Raw genomic sequence first — 19,362 nt, 5'->3', positions numbered from 1 at the left:
TTTTAGAATTCGGTGTTTAACCGGAAATGGGCAAGTTTTTTGATGTTGCTTTTCAATCCTTAACTTAATTGTAGTTGGTATCAAATGTAAGTTTAAAGATTCTCGAGTTCTTTTTTATGAAATTTTTGGTACAATTTAAATTTCGCTCCTTTTACAATTTGGGATTTGTAAATTCCGACAGGGCCCGAGCAAAAATAAGCAACTACACAGGCGATCGCGATAAAGATTCCGGGAGCAATTCCAAATAATTCCATTCCCATAATAGTGCAGGCGATCGGGGTGTGCGTCGCGCCAGAAAATACAGCGACAAATCCGACTCCGGCCAAAAGCGCAATTGGCATTGGAATTACAATTGAAAGAGCACTTCCTAATGTGGCGCCAACAAAAAACAGCGGCGTTACTTCACCGCCTTTGAATCCGGCTCCCAAGGTAAATCCGGTAAAAAGAATTTTAAGCAAAAAATCGTACCATGGATTTGGATTCGAAAAAGAGTCAGCAATTATGGGAACTCCTAAGCCAGAGAATTTGTAAAATCCGAAACCGGCTATCGCAACGGCTAAAAAGATACCGCCAATAAAAGGTCTTAACGGAGGATATTTGATTTTTGAAAAAAGTGATCCCCAAAAATGAGTGCTTCTGGAAAATAATAAAGCGGCAAATCCGGACAAGATCCCAACAAGAATAGTGTAAAAAAGAGAGGTAAAAGTAATTTCCGGAATTATCGGAATGCTGTAATGAGTATGTTTTACTTTCCACAATTCTACCGTAAAATACGCGACGTGCGCTACAAGAAAGGACAGAATAATGCTTTTGAAATTAATTTTACTAAAATATAGGACTTCCAAAGCGAATATTGCACCTGCAAGAGGCGTTCCAAAAACAGAGGCAAATCCTGCACTGATTCCGAGAATAATTAAAGTTTTGCGTTCTGGCGTATCGAGTTTGAAAATTTTGGTGAACTGATCGGCAATTGCACCGCCCATTTGTACTGCCGTACCTTCACGTCCTGCAGAACCTCCAAATAAATGCGTAATTAAAGTTCCTAAAAGCACTAGAGGTGCCATTTTAAACGAAATTGTTTTTCTGGGATTTTCGTATTCCTCGAGCAGTAAATTATTGCCTTTTACAACAGATTCACCCCAATAATAATAACTTAAACCAACAAGCAATCCGCCGAAAGGCAAAAGCCAGATAATCCAGTTGTGATTGGTTCTAAATTCTGTAACCCATTCTAAAGAAACTAAAAAAAAAGCCGATGCAGAACCAGAAAAAATGCCAATCAAAGTACAAATGAGTATCCATTTGAAAATACTAAGCAATAATTGTTTTGGGTCTTGAATGGTCATTAATAATTTTAAAATTGATTTGCCGCGAATTTCACAAATTTACACGAATTTGATTTGCATTAATTAAGAAGAATAAAAAATCTTTTCAATTTAAAGTTATCAAATCTAATGTCAGGCTCGTCGGGATCTCATGTCAGGCTGAGCGGAGTCGAAGCCCATTCCTCATGCGCCTTCGGCTCCGCTCAGAAGATAACCGACAAGAAATTAGTGAAAATGAGTGTAATTCGTGGCAAAAAGAAATTTATTCCTGCACTACAGCAGTAAACTCAATTTCAACTAAATATTCAGGAGCAACCAGTTTACTTATTTCGTAAAATCCTGTGGTTGGTTTTATATCTTTAAAAAAAGAAGCATGAGCTCTGGCAACTTCTTCAAAAGTAGAAATGTCGGTGGTAAAAATTCTGGTTCTGATCACGTCTTTCATGCCAACATTCAAATCTTCCAATACTTTTTCAACCCGCTCCAAAATATTATAAGTCTGAGCATAAGCATCGTCTGCTTTTACTTTTTCGCCGTCAACAATAGCTACAGTTCCGGAAACTTCAACGATATTACCAATTCTTACAGCGCGGCAATATCCCATTTTGTCTTCCCAAGGCGATCCGGTTAAGATGTTTTCTCTTTTCATTTTTATATTTTTTGCGAATTTGATTAAGGTTTGTAAAAGCAAATTCAGGTTAATTAAGAGGACGCAATTTAAGAATTATGCTTTTTACAGTCATTAAAAAAAGCTTGAAATCAATTCGGAAATCAAGCTTTTTTGTGATATTTAAATTTTTATTCGGATTGCCTTTCTTCGTAAATACGCAGTTTGTTATGCGCTGTATTTAAGTTTTGCTGTAAAGTTTCAATGCGATTTAAAAGATGGGCAATCGCGTCGATTCCTTCCAGATTTATCTTTAAATCGTAATGCATGCGAATCATTTTTTCAATCGCAGGTAGCTGCTCAGGTTCCAGATATTCATCATTTTCTTCCACAATAATCTGTATCAGACCATAATTATTCAATTCGGTAATAAAAGTATTTTCAATTTCGTGATAAATACAAAACTGTTTGATCTGGATTAAATTTTTATTTTTCATGATTTCTTAGTTTTGCCAGTTCCTGAAATAATTCTTTTTCTTTTTCTGATAATCGGGTTGGAACTTTTATGGTATATGTTATGTATAAATCACCAAACTGATTCTCTTTTTTATAAACAGGAAAACCTTTCCCTTTCAGTTTTACTTTTGTTCCCGGCTGGGTTTCCGGTGCAACTTTAATTTTTACCTTTCCATCAAAAGTATTGATAAAAGTTTCGCCGCCTAGAACCGCAGTATAAAGATCTAAGGGAGCGTCGGCATACAAATTATTACCTTCGCGTTTAAAACATGAAGTATTAGAAATAATAAAAGTGATATACAAATCGCCGTTTGGTCCGCCGTTTGCACCGGGACCTCCGTGATTTGGAATTTTTATAACCTGACCGTTTTCTACTCCGGCAGGAATGGTAATTCGGATGTTTTTTCCGTTTACCGTCAAATTTTGTTTATGCGTAGTATAGGCCGATGCCAGATCCAGTTCTAACTCCGCATTAAAATCCTGACCTCTGTATTTGGATTGGGAACGGCCCCTCGCGCCTCCATACATAGAATTAAAAAAATCTGAAAAATCACTTTCTGAAAAATCCCCGCCAAAGCCGGAAAAATCGCCTCCGGAATATTGTGAGCTGCTTTGCTGTCTGCCCTGTTGCTGATTGGGATCGTAACCTGCCTTTTCAAATTCATCGGCGTGTTTCCAGTCTTTTCCGTACTTATCGTATTTTTTTCGATTTTCCGGATTGCCCAAAACTTCATTGGCTTCGTTGATTTCCTTGAACTTTTTTTCTGCTTCTTTGTCATTCGGATTTAAATCCGGATGGTATTTTCTCGCCAGTTTTCGATATGCTTTTTTAATCTCTCCTTCTGTGGCAGATTTTGTAACATCTAATGCTTTATAATAGTCTATATAGTCCATTTTTAGTGCGATTTTTAAATGTAAAATAAAGTCCTGAAGTTAAGAATAATCTGGTGATTTTCAAAATATAAATACACAAGACAAATAAGACAATTCGTTATCGCGAACACAAAACAGATTTTCTTTTATAAAGTATAATCTACTCAAATCTCCTCTTTATAATTTGAAGCAGTTAATTGTATAATCGTATAATGTTAGTTTTCAAATTTTAATCTGGAATTTATTTTTCGAAAAAAAATAATGGCAGGTTTTTTGATTCCAAATATTAGCTTAATTATATGTTATAAAAGTCTTAAAGCTGTAGTTGCTAATCAAATTATGCTATTTTTGTAAAGCTTGATTTTGATTTCATATTAATTATAAAAGCCGATTCGATAAATACTTTTTCAATGAAGCACATTTTATTTTTCATATTATTTTTCACTGCCGTTTCAGTATCAGCTCAGGAGTTTGGTACTAAATACAAACCTATTGCAGCACCAAAGTTTAGCGCAAAGCCGAAGAAAACACCAATTCCGGAAGTTAAAAATCCGGCAGGACAAACCGCAGACATTCCCGGAATCAAAACTCCGAATGTTTTTGAAAATACAACCATTACTCCCAAATCGAAATTTCAGATTGGTGAAGAAAAGAGCAAATTTACAATGTCTACCGAAACCGATTTTGCAAATCCGGGCGACAGATATGTTGCAAAAATGGAGAAAGATCTGGATCGGGCTTTAAAAGATGCCGGTTTACGCGAAGGACGCGGTGTATTAGTAAAAAGAAATATTTCGCTGGGAGATTTTAAAACAAAATCAGAATTTTTTATTGTCAAGTTCCGTGACTTTGGAGCAATTGACGGTGATTTAGTAAAAGTATCCTCCAATGATATTGTGGTTAGGGACCGTCTTTTATTAGACTCGAATTTTCAACAGGTCAAAATAAACCTTACAACCGGTTTTAATAAATTAGATTTTGAAGCCTTAAATATTGGTACCCTTGGCGGAAATACAGCAGAAATACAAGTCTACGACGACAAAGGCGCCTTAGTTACAAACGATTATTGGGATAACCTCGCAGCAGGATTTAAGGCGTCGATTGTGGTAACGAAAGAGTAGCGCTTTTAGCGCTGGGTACAAAGTAAAAAAGGTACAAAGTAAAAAAGGTACAAAGGTACAAAGGGACAAAGTATTTACACTTCTTTTACCTTTGTACCTTTGTACCTTTGTTTCTTTGTACCTTTGTTACTTCGTACCTCGGCATTATTAACTAAAACGGATCTGCAGTAACCTTAAACTTCATAGCTGCATTTACAGTTACATCTTTGGTTAAAGTTTCTTTTAAAGTTACCTGAGTTCTTATTTTATAACTATCCGCTTTTATATATTGATCCAGTTTTTTATCGGTACAAATTAAATCTATGGTGTTTGTTGACACATTTATATTGTCCTGATAAGCAAGTTCTATTTCTTCAGAATTGCCTGTGGAAATATATAAGTGAATCGATTTTAAAAAAGTAAAAGTTTTATCAGAAGGATCTGCGATTGATAATTTCAGCGATCTGATTTTCACATCTTTTACCAGACTGGCCTTCGTTTTATTATTTTCAAATTCAGAAGAGGAATTAGTAGTAACATCCGGAGTGATAATCTCTGATGGCAGATTGATTGGAGAGGTACTTTTAATCTTGATTGATGTACTGTTTGATATAGAAAACGATAATAAGTCGTCTACCGCATCACAGGAAGTTAAAAAAAGAGACAGAGCAACTGTCAGTACAATAAGTTTTGATTTCATAGTTAAATTTATAATGGGTTTTTCTACAGATACGAAAACAAAAATCTTTTGGTTTTTATTTAAGATTCTAAGCTGCTAAGATCTGAGTTTTTCTAGCTTAGGAACTAAGAATCTTAGCAGCTTAGTATCTTATAAATCGGAAGTATAAAAAAAATGTAATTTTTTCATACTTCCAATTTTTCATTTTAAAATATAAAAAGTATTTTTGCGCATGCAACACAACGTACTTATTTTAGATTTCGGATCGCAATATACACAGCTTATTGCGCGTAGAGTTCGCGAATTAAATATATTCTGCGAAATTTTTCCTTACAATCACATTCCAAGTGATTTATCAAGTTATAAAGCCGTAATTTTAGGAGGAAGTCCTTTCTCTGTTCGTGGAGAAGATGCGCCTCACCCTGATTTATCGCAAATTAGAGGTAAGCTCCCAATGCTGGCCGTTTGTTACGGAGCGCAATATTTAGCGCATTTCAGCGGCGGAGAAGTAGCAGCTTCAAATACAAGAGAATACGGAAGAGCCAATTTATCTTATATTAAAGAGAATGAAGTTTTCTTCGAAGGCGTTTCAGAAAACAGTCAGGTTTGGATGTCTCATAGCGATAGTATCAAAGGTCTGCCAACAAATGCTGTAAAATTAGCAAGTACTCATGACGTAGAATATGCCGCTTATAAAATTGAGGGCGAAACTACTTATGCGATTCAATATCATCCGGAGGTTTATCATTCATCTGACGGATCAAAAATGCTGGAAAACTTCTTAGTAAAAATTGCTGAAGTTCCTCAAAATTTTACTCCAAATGCTTTTGTTGAAGAAATGGTAGCAGAATTAAAAGAGAAAATCGGAAACGATAAGGTTGTTTTGGGTTTATCAGGAGGGGTAGATTCTACCGTTGCTGCCGTTTTATTGAACCAGGCAATTGGTAAGAACCTGTATTGTATTTTTGTAAACAACGGACTTTTACGTAAAAATGAGTTCCAGAATGTATTAGATCAATACAAAGGAATGGGATTAAATGTGAAAGGAGTTGATGCAGGAGATCGTTTCCTTGGCGAATTAGCCGGAATCAGTGATCCTGAAACCAAACGTAAAACTATTGGCCGTGTGTTTATCGAAGTTTTTGATGACGAATCGCACCTTTTAGAAGACGTAAAATGGCTTGCACAAGGAACTATTTACCCGGACGTTATTGAATCTGTTTCGGTAAAAGGACCTTCGGCTACAATTAAATCACACCACAATGTGGGGGGATTGCCGGATTATATGAAATTAAAAATTGTAGAACCGCTTAGAATGCTTTTTAAAGATGAAGTAAGAAGAGTTGGGGCTACTTTAGGAATAGATCCTGAATTATTAGGAAGACACCCTTTCCCGGGACCAGGATTATCAATCAGGATTTTGGGAGATATTACACCAGAGAAAGTTCAGATATTACAAGATGTAGATTCTGTCTTCATCGAGGGATTAAAATCATGGGGATTATACGATAAAGTTTGGCAGGCCGGAGCTATTTTGCTTCCTGTAAACAGCGTTGGTGTAATGGGAGACGAGCGTACCTACGAAAAAGTAGTAGCGCTTAGAGCTGTAGAATCTACAGATGGTATGACTGCTGACTGGGTTCACTTACCTTACGAATTCCTTATGAAAGTTTCTAACGATATCATCAATAAAGTAAAAGGTGTAAATCGTGTCGTTTACGATATTAGTTCAAAACCACCTGCAACAATTGAGTGGGAATAAAATACTGCTTTAAATTATAAAATGCTCACTTTGTGGGCATTTTTTTTGTTTAGAAATAAGCTGAAAACATTTTTTCCTTGGGAGAAACCATATAGTGTTATAAGTTGTAACAAACATAGAGGGAATAATAGTGTCATTTTTAAAATTAAGTTACATTTGTAAAGCCCTAAAATTTATAACCTACTATTTATGAGAGAACTTTTAACGATTTATCTTGTGTTTATTCTGTCTTTTAACAAAATAACTGCACAAGATTCAATTATTGAGCATCAAATTCAAAAAGGAGAAACTGCTTATTTTATCGCCCAAAAGTATAAGGTTTCTATCGATGAGATTTACAAACTTAATCCCGACTCTCAAAACGGAATTAAGGATAATCAGATTATTAAGATTCCTGTTCATGCGGAAAAAGCAGCAAATCAAAAAAGAGAATTTAAACATATTGTACAGCCCAAAGAAACTCTTTTTGGACTTTCTAAACAATATCACATCTCTATAGAAGCACTTCAAAATGCAAATCAGGAAACTCTTGACGGCGGACTTCAGATTGGTCAGGAATTGGTAATTCCTCAAAATTCAGACACTTCAAAATCAGAAAGTGCTGTTTCGTCAAAAGTAACACATCAGGTTATTGCAAAAGAATCTTTGTTCAGTATTGCAAGACAATATAATGTTTCGGTAGAGGATTTAGAAAAATTAAATAAAGATTTGCTGTTAAACGGATTACAGATTGGTCAGCACATTGCAATTCCGAATAAAAGAAAAACGCTGGACGGGAGGGTTCGTGTCATTAATAAGGAGACTGTTTTTCATGTTGTTGAACCAAAAGAAACAAAATTTTCCATTGCAAAAAAATACGGTATTTCAATTGACCAGTTAGAATCACAGAATCCCGAAATCGTGAACGGACTAATTGTGGGAAACAAATTAGCCATTAATACCGCAACAATAAAACCGGCAAATGAGAGCGAAGAACTAATGCTGGCTTTGGCCGAAAAGCAAGTTGTAGTTGAGAAAACAAAAGCCAAAACAGTTGAAATAGAAGATTTAAAAGACCGTCTTGTCGTGCAGAAAGAAATGAATCAGAAAATTATAAAAATTAATGATTTGAAAGTGAATCTAAATGATATGAACGGTTCTAAAGAAAATTCGGTAGAGAAATTGCGTTTGGTTTTAGAAGCCAACAAAAATGTCCAGGATATTTTAATGGCAAAATTAGATTCGTTGGTTGTGACAATGAATAGTGATTTGAAGGAATTGAAACAAATGGATATTTTGAATGTAGAGGAATCAAAAAGACTCGAAAAACAATCTTTTGAAGGAATCAATAAAACCAGCAACTTATCTTCTCAGCTGAAAAAAGAACTGGCTGAAAACAGAAAAGCCTACGCCGGTCTGATGAATAAAGTAGAGCGAATTGCAGTAGAAGAAAATCAGGAATATAAGAAGAAAATCCGCGAAAGCGAAAAAAACAAAAATTCAAATTCTTTACAGCAGCGTTTATCATTAGAAGAAATTAAACGTTATAAAACAGAGCAGGAGAGGGGCGATGCCCAAAATCAGCTTTTGATCGCAAAAATAGATTCATTGGACATTCAGAAAAAAATTGAAGTAAAAAGGCATATTAGCAAAGCTTCTTATTATAGTATGGAAGCCCGAAAATTTGATGATAAACTGGCTTTGATTAAATTGCAAAAATATCAGGACGAAGCAGTAAGAAAACAACAGAAAATAAATCCTGCCGGAAATTCGAAAACAATTTCTTTAGAAGAAATGAAACAAGAACTGAAAGACAATCCGTTACGCTCTGATAAAACGGTAAAGGTAGAAGTTTATGATAATCTTAAAGAAGTTTCAAACGGGTATTACTTAGTTTTAGGTATATTTACAGACGCAGTCGAGCGAGATAAACAGATTATGAAACTCATTGATTCCGGCGCTTTTAAGGCGAGTTTCTTTTTTAATATTAACAGCCTTTCCTATTATGTTTATGCTGATAAATTTGAAAACATGGAAGAAGTGCTTTACGAATGCAAGAAAAAAGAAGAAGATGAGTTATATAAGGAAATCATTATTGCCAAAGTAGAAATTGATCTGAGGTAATTTTTGATGAAGAGAACAAACGGCTCGAATTTTGCTTTTGAATTAGAAATTAAATTGTTTTAAGCCATACTATGAAATATTATTTAACATTATTGACTCTTGTATTCTTTATTAGTTTTAATGCTTTTTCTCAGGAAAAAGTAGTGAAATATAAAGTTTCAAGTGGTGAAACCATTAATCAGATTGCGCAGAAATTTAAGGTTACGCCTTATGATATTTACCAGTTAAATCCGGATGCAAGAACGAGTTTGCCTCCGAATACGGTATTGTTGATTCCGACAAAAAATGCAGAAACTAAAAAAGCTGCTGCAGAACCAAAAGCGGTCGTATCTTCGGGAAAAGAAATTATTCACGAAGTGCAGCCAAAAGAGACTTTTTACAGTATCGAACATAAATATGGCATTTCTGATGAAGCTTTGAAAGCAGCAAATCCTAACTTGGAGAAAACAGGAGTTCAGATTGGGCAGAAACTGGTGATTCCTGCTAAAGGATCAAAACCAAAAGCTGCTGCAAAAGCTGTCAAGGAAAAAGGGGCTGAAAAATATGTTTTTCATGACGTTCAGCCGAAAGAAACCAAATTTGGAATTGCTAAACAGTATAATATTTCTGTTGAGGAGTTAGAAAAGCGTAATCCTGAAATTGTTGCGAGCTTACCAGTTGGTTACCGACTTACGATAAAAGGTACAGCTCCAAAAACAGACAGTGTTCCCACTGCTGCCAAGCCTGTCGAAACGAAAAAAACTGCTGAAACTTCTAAGAAAGCAGTAACTTATATGGAATATCAGGTTAAACCGAAAGAAACTTTCTACAGTCTGGGACGAACTTTTCATTTATCTCAGGAGGAGCTAACTTCTTTAAATCCGTCACTTTCTGAAGGGGTAAAAGAAGGAATGGTTATAAAAGTTCCAACAGGATATTTAGCACCGGCACCAATTGTAGTAGCGCAACAACCGGCAGGAAATACAGAAAGACCTGCTGAAAATACCGGAAGCGGTATTAAGATTGTAGACAGGGTCGAATCTGAAGAAAATAATGCGGAAGTGGTAGCACTGACAAAGAAAAAGACAAACGAACGTAAAAAAGTCGTTTTATTATTGCCTTTCAATATGGCTAAAGTGCAAAATGATACTGCGGGAACGGCTAACAGAATTAAAAATGATAAGTTCTTAAATATGACTTTAGATTTTTATTCGGGAGCTATGATGGCAATCGATTCTGCTAAAACATTAAAATTACCAATTGATGTTGTAATTTATGATTCTCAGGAAACTAAGACAACTTCAAATGTGTCGGGATTAACAAGTAAACTTCAGGATGCCGATGCGGTAATTGGACCGTTTTATCAAAATAATGCTGAATCTGCTGCAAATACCCTACGTATGTATAATGTTCCGGTGATTTCTCCTTTATCAAAAGACAGCGCAAATCCGATTGACAATTTATACCAATCTGTTCCTTCTGTTGATGTGGTTAAAAATGCAGTTTTTGATTATATGCGCGCTAAAAACGGAAATATTGTTGCCGTTGTGGACAAGAAAAAAGAATCAGTTATCAACTATATCAAACAAAACCAGCGAGGTGTTGCATTTGCTTCTTTAACGGAAACAGGCGGACTCGATGCAGCTAATTTAAAAAGTTTACTGATGCCAAACCGCATGAATTATGTTGTCATGGAAACAGCCAATACAGCCATGATTAAAGCTACGATTAAAGCAATGCTGGATTCGCAAAAAACATGTCAGGTGCAGTTGGTAATTTTAGAACCAAACAGTACATTAGACACAGATGAAATTAATTTTGAAAATCTGGTTAAATTGAAACTGATGTATCCTTCTGTAACAAGAGAAAGCGACGAACAGCCGGTTTTAATTTATGAAAAACAATACCGTCTGAAAAATAAAGTGAACCCAACAACTTATGCAACCAGAGGATTTGATGTAACTTTTGATACCATGATGCGTTTGGTGCAAGGAAAAACATTTCAGGAAACAGCTGATTTGATGACAACGCAGCAAGTAGATAATAAATTTCAATATTATAGAAAAGAAGACGGCGGGCACGCTAATAAAGGTGTGTATATCTTATATTACGACAGTGACTTAACTTTAAAAGTAGCAAACTAATGACATCAAAAGTAACCTATTTAGGCGATTTAAGAACAAAATCAATTCACGTGCAGTCAGGAAGCGAGATCATCTCTGATGCACCATTAGACAATAACGGAAAAGGAGAGGCTTTTTCTCCGACAGATACTGTTGCCAATGCTTTAGCGAGCTGCATGATGACAATTATGGGGATTAAAGCCCGTGATCTGGAGGTTGATTTTGTAGGTTCAACTGCCGAAGTAACAAAAATTATGAACGCAGAACCAAGAAGAATTGGAGCAATCGAAGTTGTTTTTGAGATGACGGGTGTTGCAGAACAAAAAAGCAGAACGATTCTGGAACGAGCGGCAATGACATGTCCTGTATTTTTAAGTTTAAGCAGTGAAATAGAAAAAAAAATCACTTTTAACTGGAAATAACAGTTTAAATTATATTTAATTAAAAAACCATCAGGAAACTGATGGTTTTTTTATGGAATTACTTTTTAATGCCTGAATAAAATTTGCAAATTATTACTTAAATATTTCAAAAAATTTGCAAATTGCTATATAAATTATATTTTTCAATTTTAATTTTGCGTATATTTGCAAAAAAAATGCATCGATTACAATAAATTTTGCAACATATTAAAGTTGTTTATCTCTTTAGAATTTGAGCACGAATAAAAATCCTGAAGAATTGAAAAAAGGAATTATCTTTATATAATTGATTGCAGTTTTTTTATTCTTTAATGGAAATCATTCTTTTAATGTGTTGATAAACAATGCATAGGGTGTAATTAAAGTCGAAGCTTACAACAAAATAAAATTAATATATCATGTTAAAAAGTAAAATTGACAAGGCAACAGGTTTCGAAAAGCGATTCGAAAACATCAATACAGTTGTTTTTGAAAACTCAAGCGAAGCTTCCAAAGAAGTGGCAAAAGAAATTGCAGCTTTAATTCAGCAGAAGCAAAAAGAAAACAAGCCTTGTATTTTAGGTTTGGCAACAGGTTCTTCTCCAAAAGGATTGTATGCAGAGTTAGTGCGTTTGCATAAGGAAGAAGGTTTGAGTTTTAAAAACGTAATTAGTTTTAATCTGGATGAATATTATCCAATGGAACCCAATTCGATCAACAGTTATGTTCGTTTCATGAAGGAACTTTTGTTTGATCATGTTGATATTTTACCTGAAAATGCTCACGTTCCCGACGGTCTTTTAACAAAAGAGCAAATTGCCGATTATTGTCATGAATATGAAGCTAAGATTGAAGCTTTGGGAGGAATTGATCTTCAGATTCTTGGAATTGGAGGAAACGGGCATATTGGTTTTAACGAATCGGGTTCACTTCAAAATTCAAAAACACGTTTAGTAGCATTAGATCATATTACAAGAGTTGCTGCCAGTAAAGATTTTTATGGTTTAAATAATACACCAAGAACTGCCATTACTCTTGGGGTTAAAAAAATCATGGAGGCAAAACGTGTAATCTTATTGGCCTGGGGAGAAGGAAAAGCAAATGTTGTAAAAAGATCAGTAGAGGATGAAGTTACCAACAGAGTCCCTGCGTCTTTTTTACAGGAGCATGATAATGCCGTTTTTATTTTAGATAAAGAAGCTTCTTCAAAATTAACCAGAATTAATAAGCCGTGGTTGGTTGAGAAAATTGTATGGACAGACAAATTAATCCGTAAAGCGGTTTTAGGATTGGCATTAGATCTTAAAAAGCCAATTTTAATGCTTACAGATGCCGATTATATCGAAAATGGAATGAGCGATCTTTTGGCAGAATTCGGACTTGCTTATGATATAAATATTAAGATTTTCAATAAATTACAAAATACAATTACGGGCTGGCCGGGCGGAAAACCAAATGCAGACGATTCAAACCGTCCAGAAAGAGCAGAACCTGCTAAAAAACGCGTATTGATCTTCAGTCCGCATCCTGATGATGATATAATTAGTATGGGAGGAACTTTTATGCGTTTGCAGGAGCAAGGTCATGAAGTTCATGTTGCTTATCAGACTTCTGGAAATATCGCTGTAGCGGATGATGAAGCATTACGTTTCGCGAGATTTGTGATTGATTACAATGAGAAATTCGGAATCAAAAGCGAGGAAGCAGACAATATTTATCAGAAAGCACAAACTTTCCTGGAAAACAAAAAAAACAGCGAAATAGATATTCCGGAAGTACGCTACATTAAAGGTTTAATTAGAAAAGGAGAAGCGAGAGCAACAAGTCATTTTGTTGGTTTGCCGGACGAACAGATTCATTTTATGGAATTGCCCTTTTATGAAACAGGAACAATCGAGAAAAAACCAATTGGAGCAGAAGATATTCAGTTAACAGTAGATTTAATTGAAAAAATAAAACCACATCAAATTTACGCTGCGGGAGATCTGGCAGATCCGCACGGAACTCACAAGGTTTGTCTGGATGCTATTTTTGAAGCGGTTAAAATTCTAAAACCAAAAGAATTCATGAACGACTGCTGGTTATGGTTATACCGTGGTGCATGGCAGGAATGGGGAATTGACGAAGTTGAAATGGCAGTACCGATGAGTCCGGATCAGGTTTTGGCCAAACGTCATGGAATCTTCAAACACCAATCTCAAAAAGATGGAGTTGTGTTCCAGGGAACAGACGCTCGTGAATTCTGGCAAAGAGCCGAAGACAGAAACCGTGAAACGGCAGCTTTATACCATCAGTTAGGTTTAGCAACTTATGCAGCGATGGAAGCTTTTGTGAGATGGCATTACTAAGTTTCTTAGATAGTAAGTGTCTAAGACGCTAAGATCTTGAATAAAAGTAAAATAGTCTAAACCATATAAGTCATGTAAGTAAATTTAAGTTTGATATGCACTTAAATCGTAAAGCTCATTTAAGCGTACTGTTTAGATGTGCTTACATTACTTACATGGTTGAAAACAGTTCGTATTGAAGCGGACTAAATATTTAAAATATCAATAGCTTTGCAAGAGAAGCAAGAAATAGAATAAATTTATATTCTTTGTTCTTGCTTCTTTTTTTTATATTTCTAAATTTCTTCAGATTTAATGAACAATCTGCGCGAATCCTTTTTATCTCTGGCATAAAGAAAAAATAAGTCATAGCTTTGCGCATATTAAATAAGCAGAGAAATCTATAAAGTCTTTCATCTTGCTTCTTTCTTCTCAAAAAAAAATGGAACAAGACAGTAAACTTCTCATAAAATTAGCCCACACCAAAATGCCTTTCGGGAAATACGAAGGCCGTTATTTAATTGATTTACCTGAATATTATGTGGTATGGTACCAAAATAAGGGATTTCCAAAAGGAGAATTAGGACAGCAATTGCAATTGATTTATGAATTGAAATTGAATGGTTTGGAAGAACTGATTCGGAATATTAAAAAACAATATCCAAAACCTTAAATAATCAGATAATGGGAAAATTAGAAAATTAGATAATGTTTAGAGAGATAGCTTTTAAATATTGTTTTAAAATGAATTTAATTCATTGTTTTCTAATTAACACTTGTCTATTTATTAAATTTTTAAATTGAGACATTTTCTAATTTTCTAATTAGCAAATTGTCTAATTAAATTTGTACTTTTGCCAAGTTTTTTACACAACTACTTACAAACAACAACAGAATGAATCAAACAAAATATATTTTTGTTACAGGAGGTGTGACCTCTTCATTAGGAAAAGGGATTATCGCGGCATCTTTGGCAAAATTGTTACAAGGAAGAGGATACCGTACCACTATTCAGAAATTTGATCCATACATTAACGTTGACCCGGGAACACTTAATCCTTATGAGCACGGAGAATGTTATGTGACAGACGACGGAGCAGAAACAGACTTAGACTTAGGGCATTACGAGCGTTTTCTGAACGTTCCTACTTCTCAGGCTAATAACGTTACTACAGGAAGAGTTTATCTTTCGGTTATTGAAAAAGAAAGAAGAGGGGAATTTTTAGGAAAAACGGTTCAGGTTGTTCCTCATATTACAAACGAAATTAAAGACAGAATGCAATTGCTGGGTAAATCTGGCGATTATGATATTGTGATTACTGAAATTGGTGGAACTGTCGGAGATATTGAATCGTTACCTTACATTGAATCTGTTCGTCAGCTGGTTTGGGAATTGGGTGAAAACAACGGAATTGTAATTCATTTAACTTTAGTTCCATTTTTGGCTGCTGCGGGTGAATTAAAAACAAAACCAACTCAGCACTCTGTTAAAACTTTGATGGAGAGTGGAATCAAAGCTGATATTTTAGTTTGCAGAACAGAGCATGAATTGTCTCAGGAACTGCGTCAAAAACTGGCTTTATTTTGTAATGTTAAGAAAGAGGCTGTAATTCAGTCCATTGATGCTTCTACTATATATGAAGTTCCAAATTTAATGCTGGAAGAAGGATTAGATGTTGTGGCTTTAAAGAAATTAGATTTGCCTAAAAAAGCATCTCCGGATCTTAAGACCTGGAATACATTCCTGAAAAGATTAAAAAATCCAAAACAAACTGTAAATATTGGTTTGATTGGTAAATATGTAGAAATGCAGGATTGTTACAAATCTATTTTAGAGGCGTTTATTCACGCTGGTGCAGCAAACGAAACTAAAGTAAATGTGATCTCTATTCATTCAGAACACATTAATATTGATAATGTAGAAGAGAAATTAGGACCTCTTGACGGAGTTCTGGTTGCTCCTGGATTTGGAGAAAGAGGTATTGAAGGAAAAATTGAAGCGGTACGTTTTGCTCGTGAAAATAATATTCCGTTTTTTGGAATTTGTTTAGGAATGCAAATGTCTGTTATCGAATATTCGAGAAATATTTTAGGTTACGCTGATGCAAATTCTACTGAGATGAACGAAAAAACGCCTCATCCGGTTGTGAATTTAATGGAAGAACAAAAAACAATTACCGATAAAGGTGGCACAATGCGTTTGGGTGCATGGAAATGCGATATTAAGCCTAATACTCTGGCGCACAGAATTTACGGGGAAAAAACCATTTCTGAGCGTCACCGTCACCGTTATGAATACAATAATAAATATGCTGATGAATTACAAAAGGCAGGTTTAAAAGCGTCCGGGGTTAATCCTGATACAGGTTTAGTCGAAATCGTAGAGCTTGAGAACCATCCGTTTTTTATTGGTGTACAATACCACCCGGAATACAAAAGTACAGTTGCAAATCCGCACCCGATTTTTGTAAACTTTGTGGCTGCTGCGGTAAATGCGCATAAAAAATAATAATTATATTCTGAGAAGATGTAACTTTTGAGTGAAACTCATACTAATTCTGCGAATAACTTTTTTAAATAATAATGGAAGAAAAAAAATTAGACTTTAATTCAATCATTGGTTTTGTATTGATATTTGGAATTTTGATTTGGATTATGTATCAAAATCAGCCTTCTGATAAAGAAATTGCTGCTGAAAAAGCCAAGAAAGAATTAGTTGCTAAACAACAGGCACAAGCAAAAGCTGATAAAGCTAAAACTGCAGTAGTACCTGCTGCTGTTGCTGTAACTCCGGGTGATACTGTCCAGTTAGCTCAATTGCAAAAAACTTTGGGAGGATTTGCTTATTCTGCGACACTTCCTTCTGCAAAGGAAGCTTTTACTACAATCGAAAATGAAAAATTACGATTAAAGATCGCTAATAAAGGTGGTTATATTGTTGAAGCAACTCTAAAAGAATTCGAAAGATTAAAAAAAGGTTCCGGTCAATTGGTTGAGTTGATAAAAAACAACAACTCAAATTTAAATTTACAGCTTCTTACTACAGATAACAGAACTTTAAATTCTAAAGATTTATATTTTGAACCAATCTTACAAAAAATAGGATCAGATCAGGTTTTGACCATGCGTCTAAAAGCGGGAGCCAACGAATTTTTAGAATACAAATATGTCTTAAAACCAAACGATTATTTAGTTGGTTTTGATATTCGTTCGCAGGGATTAAACCGAGTTTTAAATTCTGCTAAACCAGTTGATTTACAGTGGGATTTAAAGACATACAGAAACGAAAAAAGCGTTTCTTATGAAAACCGTTATGCACAAATCGATTATAAATACGAGGATTCTAAATACAATAATGTAGCTTCAAGAGGACAAGGTAAAGAAGAAACTCCGGAAAAAGTAAGTTATGTCGCTTTTAAACAACATTTCTTTACTACTATTCTAGCGACAGAAAAACCCTTTGAAACTTCCAAATTACAATCTGATGATTTAGTTCAGGACGAGAAAATTGATACTGTTTTTACAAAGCAGTTTAAAGCAAATTTGCCTTTAGCATTTTCAAATGGTGAGATCGATTATAAAATGAGTTTGTATTTTGGTCCTTCAGATTACAAAACATTAAAGTCATACGATAAGAACTTTGAAAAAATTATTCCGTTAGGATGGGGAATCTTCGGTTGGATCAACAAATGGATTTTCATTCCGCTATTCGGGTTTTTAAGTGGATCAATAGGATTGTCTCTGGGAATCGCAATTATCATTTTTACGATCATCATCAAATTGGCTATGTCGCCAATTACATATAAATCATTTTTGTCTCAGGCAAAAATGAAAGTATTACGACCTGATATTGCAGAGTTGGGAGAGAAATTCAAAAAAGACCCAATGAAAAAGCAACAGGAAACTATGAAACTGTACAATAAAGCAGGGGTAAACCCAATGGCAGGATGTATCCCGGCATTGATTCAGCTTCCATTTATGTATGCATCGTTCCAGTTTTTCCCTGCAGCATTTGAGTTAAGACAAAAAAGTTTTCTTTGGGCAGACGATTTATCTTCTTTTGACTCGGTTATAAAATTACCGTTTACAATTCCAATGTATGGAGATCATATCAGTTTGTTCCCGATTTTGGCGGCAATCGCGATTTTCTTCTATATGAAAATGACTTCAGGAGACCAACAGATGGCTGCGCCTCAGCAGGAAGGTATGCCGGATATGGCAAAAATGATGAAGATCATGATTTATGTTTCTCCATTAATGATGTTAATCTTCTTCAACAGTTATGGAGCCGGTTTAAGTTTGTATAACTTTATTTCAAACTTAATCACAATAGGAATCATGTTTGTAATCAAGAATTATATCGTGGATAGTCAAAAAATCCATGCTCAGATTCAGGAAAATAAATTAAAAGAGCCTAAGAAGCCAAGTAAGTTTCAACAGCGTCTTCAGGATGTAATGGAACAACAGGAAGCTGCAAAAGCTCAGGGCAAAAAGAAATAAATAAAAAAAACGCTGTTTGAATAAACAGCGTTTTTTTTTATGTTAGAATTTCGGTAGCAAAACTTTGTCAATTGCATGGATAATTCCATTCGAGCATTGAACATCGGTAGCAATTATAGCGCTTACTCTGTTACTGGCATCTGTGATCTTTGGTCCGCCAGTTAGATTAACAGTAAAATTTTGTGCAGCAAAAGTCGTTACTGTTTGTCCATTTGTCAGGGCTTTAGATTCAACATTTGCGCCTGTAACTACATGATATTTTAATGTAGTCTGCAAAACATTTACCGGAATTGCAGATAATCCTGAGTATCCCGTTTCAGATAAGAAACTTGTAAAAGCTGCATTAGTTGGAGCAAAAACGGTGAATGGAGAATTTGTTGTTCCCGACAATATGCCCGCAAAACCAGATGCAGGATTATAAGTCAAAGCGGCAACTAAAGTACTGAAGTTTTTATTTGCAACGGCATGATTTACAATAGTCGGTAAACCTACTACTCCGTCTACAACATGTATTACACCATTTGATGCTTCGATATCTGCAGTTGTAACCGTGGCGCCACCATTTGTCTTACCTCCATTAATATCAACTCCGAAACCTTTTTCCAAATACATACTAATAGTATTAGCCGACGAAGCTGTGCCTTTCGCCAGTGTTTTTACATATCCGGTAGTAATGTCGCCAGATTTAACTTTAGCCATTAGTACGTGATTGAGTAATATTTCTTTTAAAGCGGCTGTTGGAACATCATTTAGATTAGCGTAACCATTTGCAGTTAAAAATGCACTAAATGCTGTATTGGTAGGAGCAAACACGGTAAAATTACCGGAAGAGTTCAATGTAGCTGTTAAATTTGCTTTTTCCAAAGCTGCGACCAGGCTGCTTAGATTAGGATTTTCCTTCGCAATAGATACAATCGTTTTTGAATTTTGTTCTGGATTATCGTCGTCGTCATTATTACATGAAACACTGGCGATAGAAATTAATGCTATAAGAGCGATAAATCTCATTTTAATTGTTTTCATAATTTTTATTTTTTGTTTGACATACCTAAAGTTATCAATTTTGT

The 19,362-nt window shown here is 35.0% G+C and carries 15 protein-coding genes; 9 read left to right on the top strand and 6 right to left on the bottom strand.

From position 1 onward, the window contains the following. Positions 1–92: 92 nt before the first annotated feature. The 4 genes from ABEB31_RS18300 to ABEB31_RS18285 all read right to left on the bottom strand — a co-directional run bounded on the left by ABEB31_RS18300 (position 93) and on the right by ABEB31_RS18285 (position 3,342). Complete coding sequence (locus ABEB31_RS18300; protein ID WP_347053102.1) at positions 93–1,346, bottom strand: voltage-gated chloride channel family protein; 1,254 nt, start codon at positions 1,344–1,346, stop codon at positions 93–95. Between the two features lie 241 nt (positions 1,347–1,587). Beyond that, positions 1,588–1,974, bottom strand: a complete 387-nt coding sequence (locus ABEB31_RS18295) for a RidA family protein (RefSeq protein WP_347053101.1) — start codon at positions 1,972–1,974, stop codon at positions 1,588–1,590. 149 nt (positions 1,975–2,123) lie between these two features. Beyond that, on the bottom strand, positions 2,124–2,429 hold the full coding sequence (locus ABEB31_RS18290; RefSeq protein WP_347053100.1) for a chaperone modulator CbpM: 306 nt from the start codon (positions 2,427–2,429) through the stop codon (positions 2,124–2,126). Next, entirely contained in the window at positions 2,419–3,342 is a 924-nt protein-coding gene (locus ABEB31_RS18285; RefSeq protein WP_347053099.1) for a DnaJ C-terminal domain-containing protein, read from the bottom strand. Before ABEB31_RS18285 ends, ABEB31_RS18290 begins: the two co-directional genes overlap by 11 nt. Positions 3,343–3,731: 389 nt before the next feature. On the opposite strand from ABEB31_RS18285, the gene ABEB31_RS18280 reads away from it, so the two are divergent. Beyond that, positions 3,732–4,442, top strand: coding sequence for a hypothetical protein (locus ABEB31_RS18280; protein ID WP_347053098.1), 711 nt, complete (start codon positions 3,732–3,734; stop codon positions 4,440–4,442). Between the two features lie 151 nt (positions 4,443–4,593). Here the strand turns inward: ABEB31_RS18280 and ABEB31_RS18275 are convergent, their stop codons facing one another. After that, positions 4,594–5,121, bottom strand: a complete 528-nt coding sequence (locus ABEB31_RS18275) for a hypothetical protein (RefSeq protein WP_347053097.1) — start codon at positions 5,119–5,121, stop codon at positions 4,594–4,596. 211 nt (positions 5,122–5,332) lie between these two features. Here ABEB31_RS18275 and guaA point away from each other — a divergent pair, with 211 nt between their 5' ends. The 8 genes from guaA to yidC all read left to right on the top strand — a co-directional run bounded on the left by guaA (position 5,333) and on the right by yidC (position 18,295). Next, a complete protein-coding gene (guaA, locus tag ABEB31_RS18270; protein WP_347053096.1) occupies positions 5,333–6,862 on the top strand; it encodes a glutamine-hydrolyzing GMP synthase in 1,530 nt (509 codons plus the stop codon). 189 nt (positions 6,863–7,051) lie between these two features. Further along, positions 7,052–8,965 carry a LysM peptidoglycan-binding domain-containing protein gene (locus tag ABEB31_RS18265; RefSeq protein WP_347053095.1) on the top strand — a complete coding sequence of 638 codons (1,914 nt, stop codon included), beginning with the start codon at positions 7,052–7,054 and terminating at the stop codon, positions 8,963–8,965. Positions 8,966–9,036: 71 nt separating this feature from the next. Beyond that, positions 9,037–11,088 (top strand): PBP1 and LysM peptidoglycan-binding domain-containing protein, encoded by a 2,052-nt coding sequence (locus tag ABEB31_RS18260; RefSeq protein ID WP_347053094.1) that lies wholly within the window; start codon positions 9,037–9,039, stop codon positions 11,086–11,088. After that, positions 11,088–11,489 carry an OsmC family protein gene (locus tag ABEB31_RS18255; protein WP_347053093.1) on the top strand — a complete coding sequence of 134 codons (402 nt, stop codon included), beginning with the start codon at positions 11,088–11,090 and terminating at the stop codon, positions 11,487–11,489. Before ABEB31_RS18260 ends, ABEB31_RS18255 begins: the two co-directional genes overlap by 1 nt. A 398-nt stretch (positions 11,490–11,887) precedes the next feature. Continuing rightward, positions 11,888–13,816, top strand: coding sequence for a glucosamine-6-phosphate deaminase (gene nagB / locus ABEB31_RS18250; RefSeq protein WP_347053092.1), 1,929 nt, complete (start codon positions 11,888–11,890; stop codon positions 13,814–13,816). A 421-nt stretch (positions 13,817–14,237) separates the two neighbouring features. Next, complete coding sequence (locus ABEB31_RS18245; RefSeq protein ID WP_347053091.1) at positions 14,238–14,468, top strand: DUF3820 family protein; 231 nt, start codon at positions 14,238–14,240, stop codon at positions 14,466–14,468. Positions 14,469–14,690: 222 nt separating this feature from the next. Then, positions 14,691–16,304 carry a CTP synthase gene (gene pyrG / locus ABEB31_RS18240; RefSeq protein WP_347053090.1) on the top strand — a complete coding sequence of 538 codons (1,614 nt, stop codon included), beginning with the start codon at positions 14,691–14,693 and terminating at the stop codon, positions 16,302–16,304. A 74-nt stretch (positions 16,305–16,378) separates the two neighbouring features. Then, complete coding sequence (yidC, locus tag ABEB31_RS18235; RefSeq protein WP_347053089.1) at positions 16,379–18,295, top strand: membrane protein insertase YidC; 1,917 nt, start codon at positions 16,379–16,381, stop codon at positions 18,293–18,295. Positions 18,296–18,337: 42 nt separating this feature from the next. Here the strand turns inward: yidC and ABEB31_RS18230 are convergent, their stop codons facing one another. After that, a complete protein-coding gene (locus tag ABEB31_RS18230; protein WP_347053088.1) occupies positions 18,338–19,318 on the bottom strand; it encodes a fasciclin domain-containing protein in 981 nt (326 codons plus the stop codon). Between the last annotated feature and the right edge of the window lie 44 nt (positions 19,319–19,362).

Origin of the sequence: Flavobacterium olei, assembly GCF_039749035.1 — a bacterium.
Lineage (GTDB): Bacteria > Bacteroidota > Bacteroidia > Flavobacteriales > Flavobacteriaceae > Flavobacterium > Flavobacterium olei.
The sequence above is the reverse complement of the archived record's forward strand: the minus strand, read 5'-3'. Positions and strand labels throughout refer to the sequence as shown.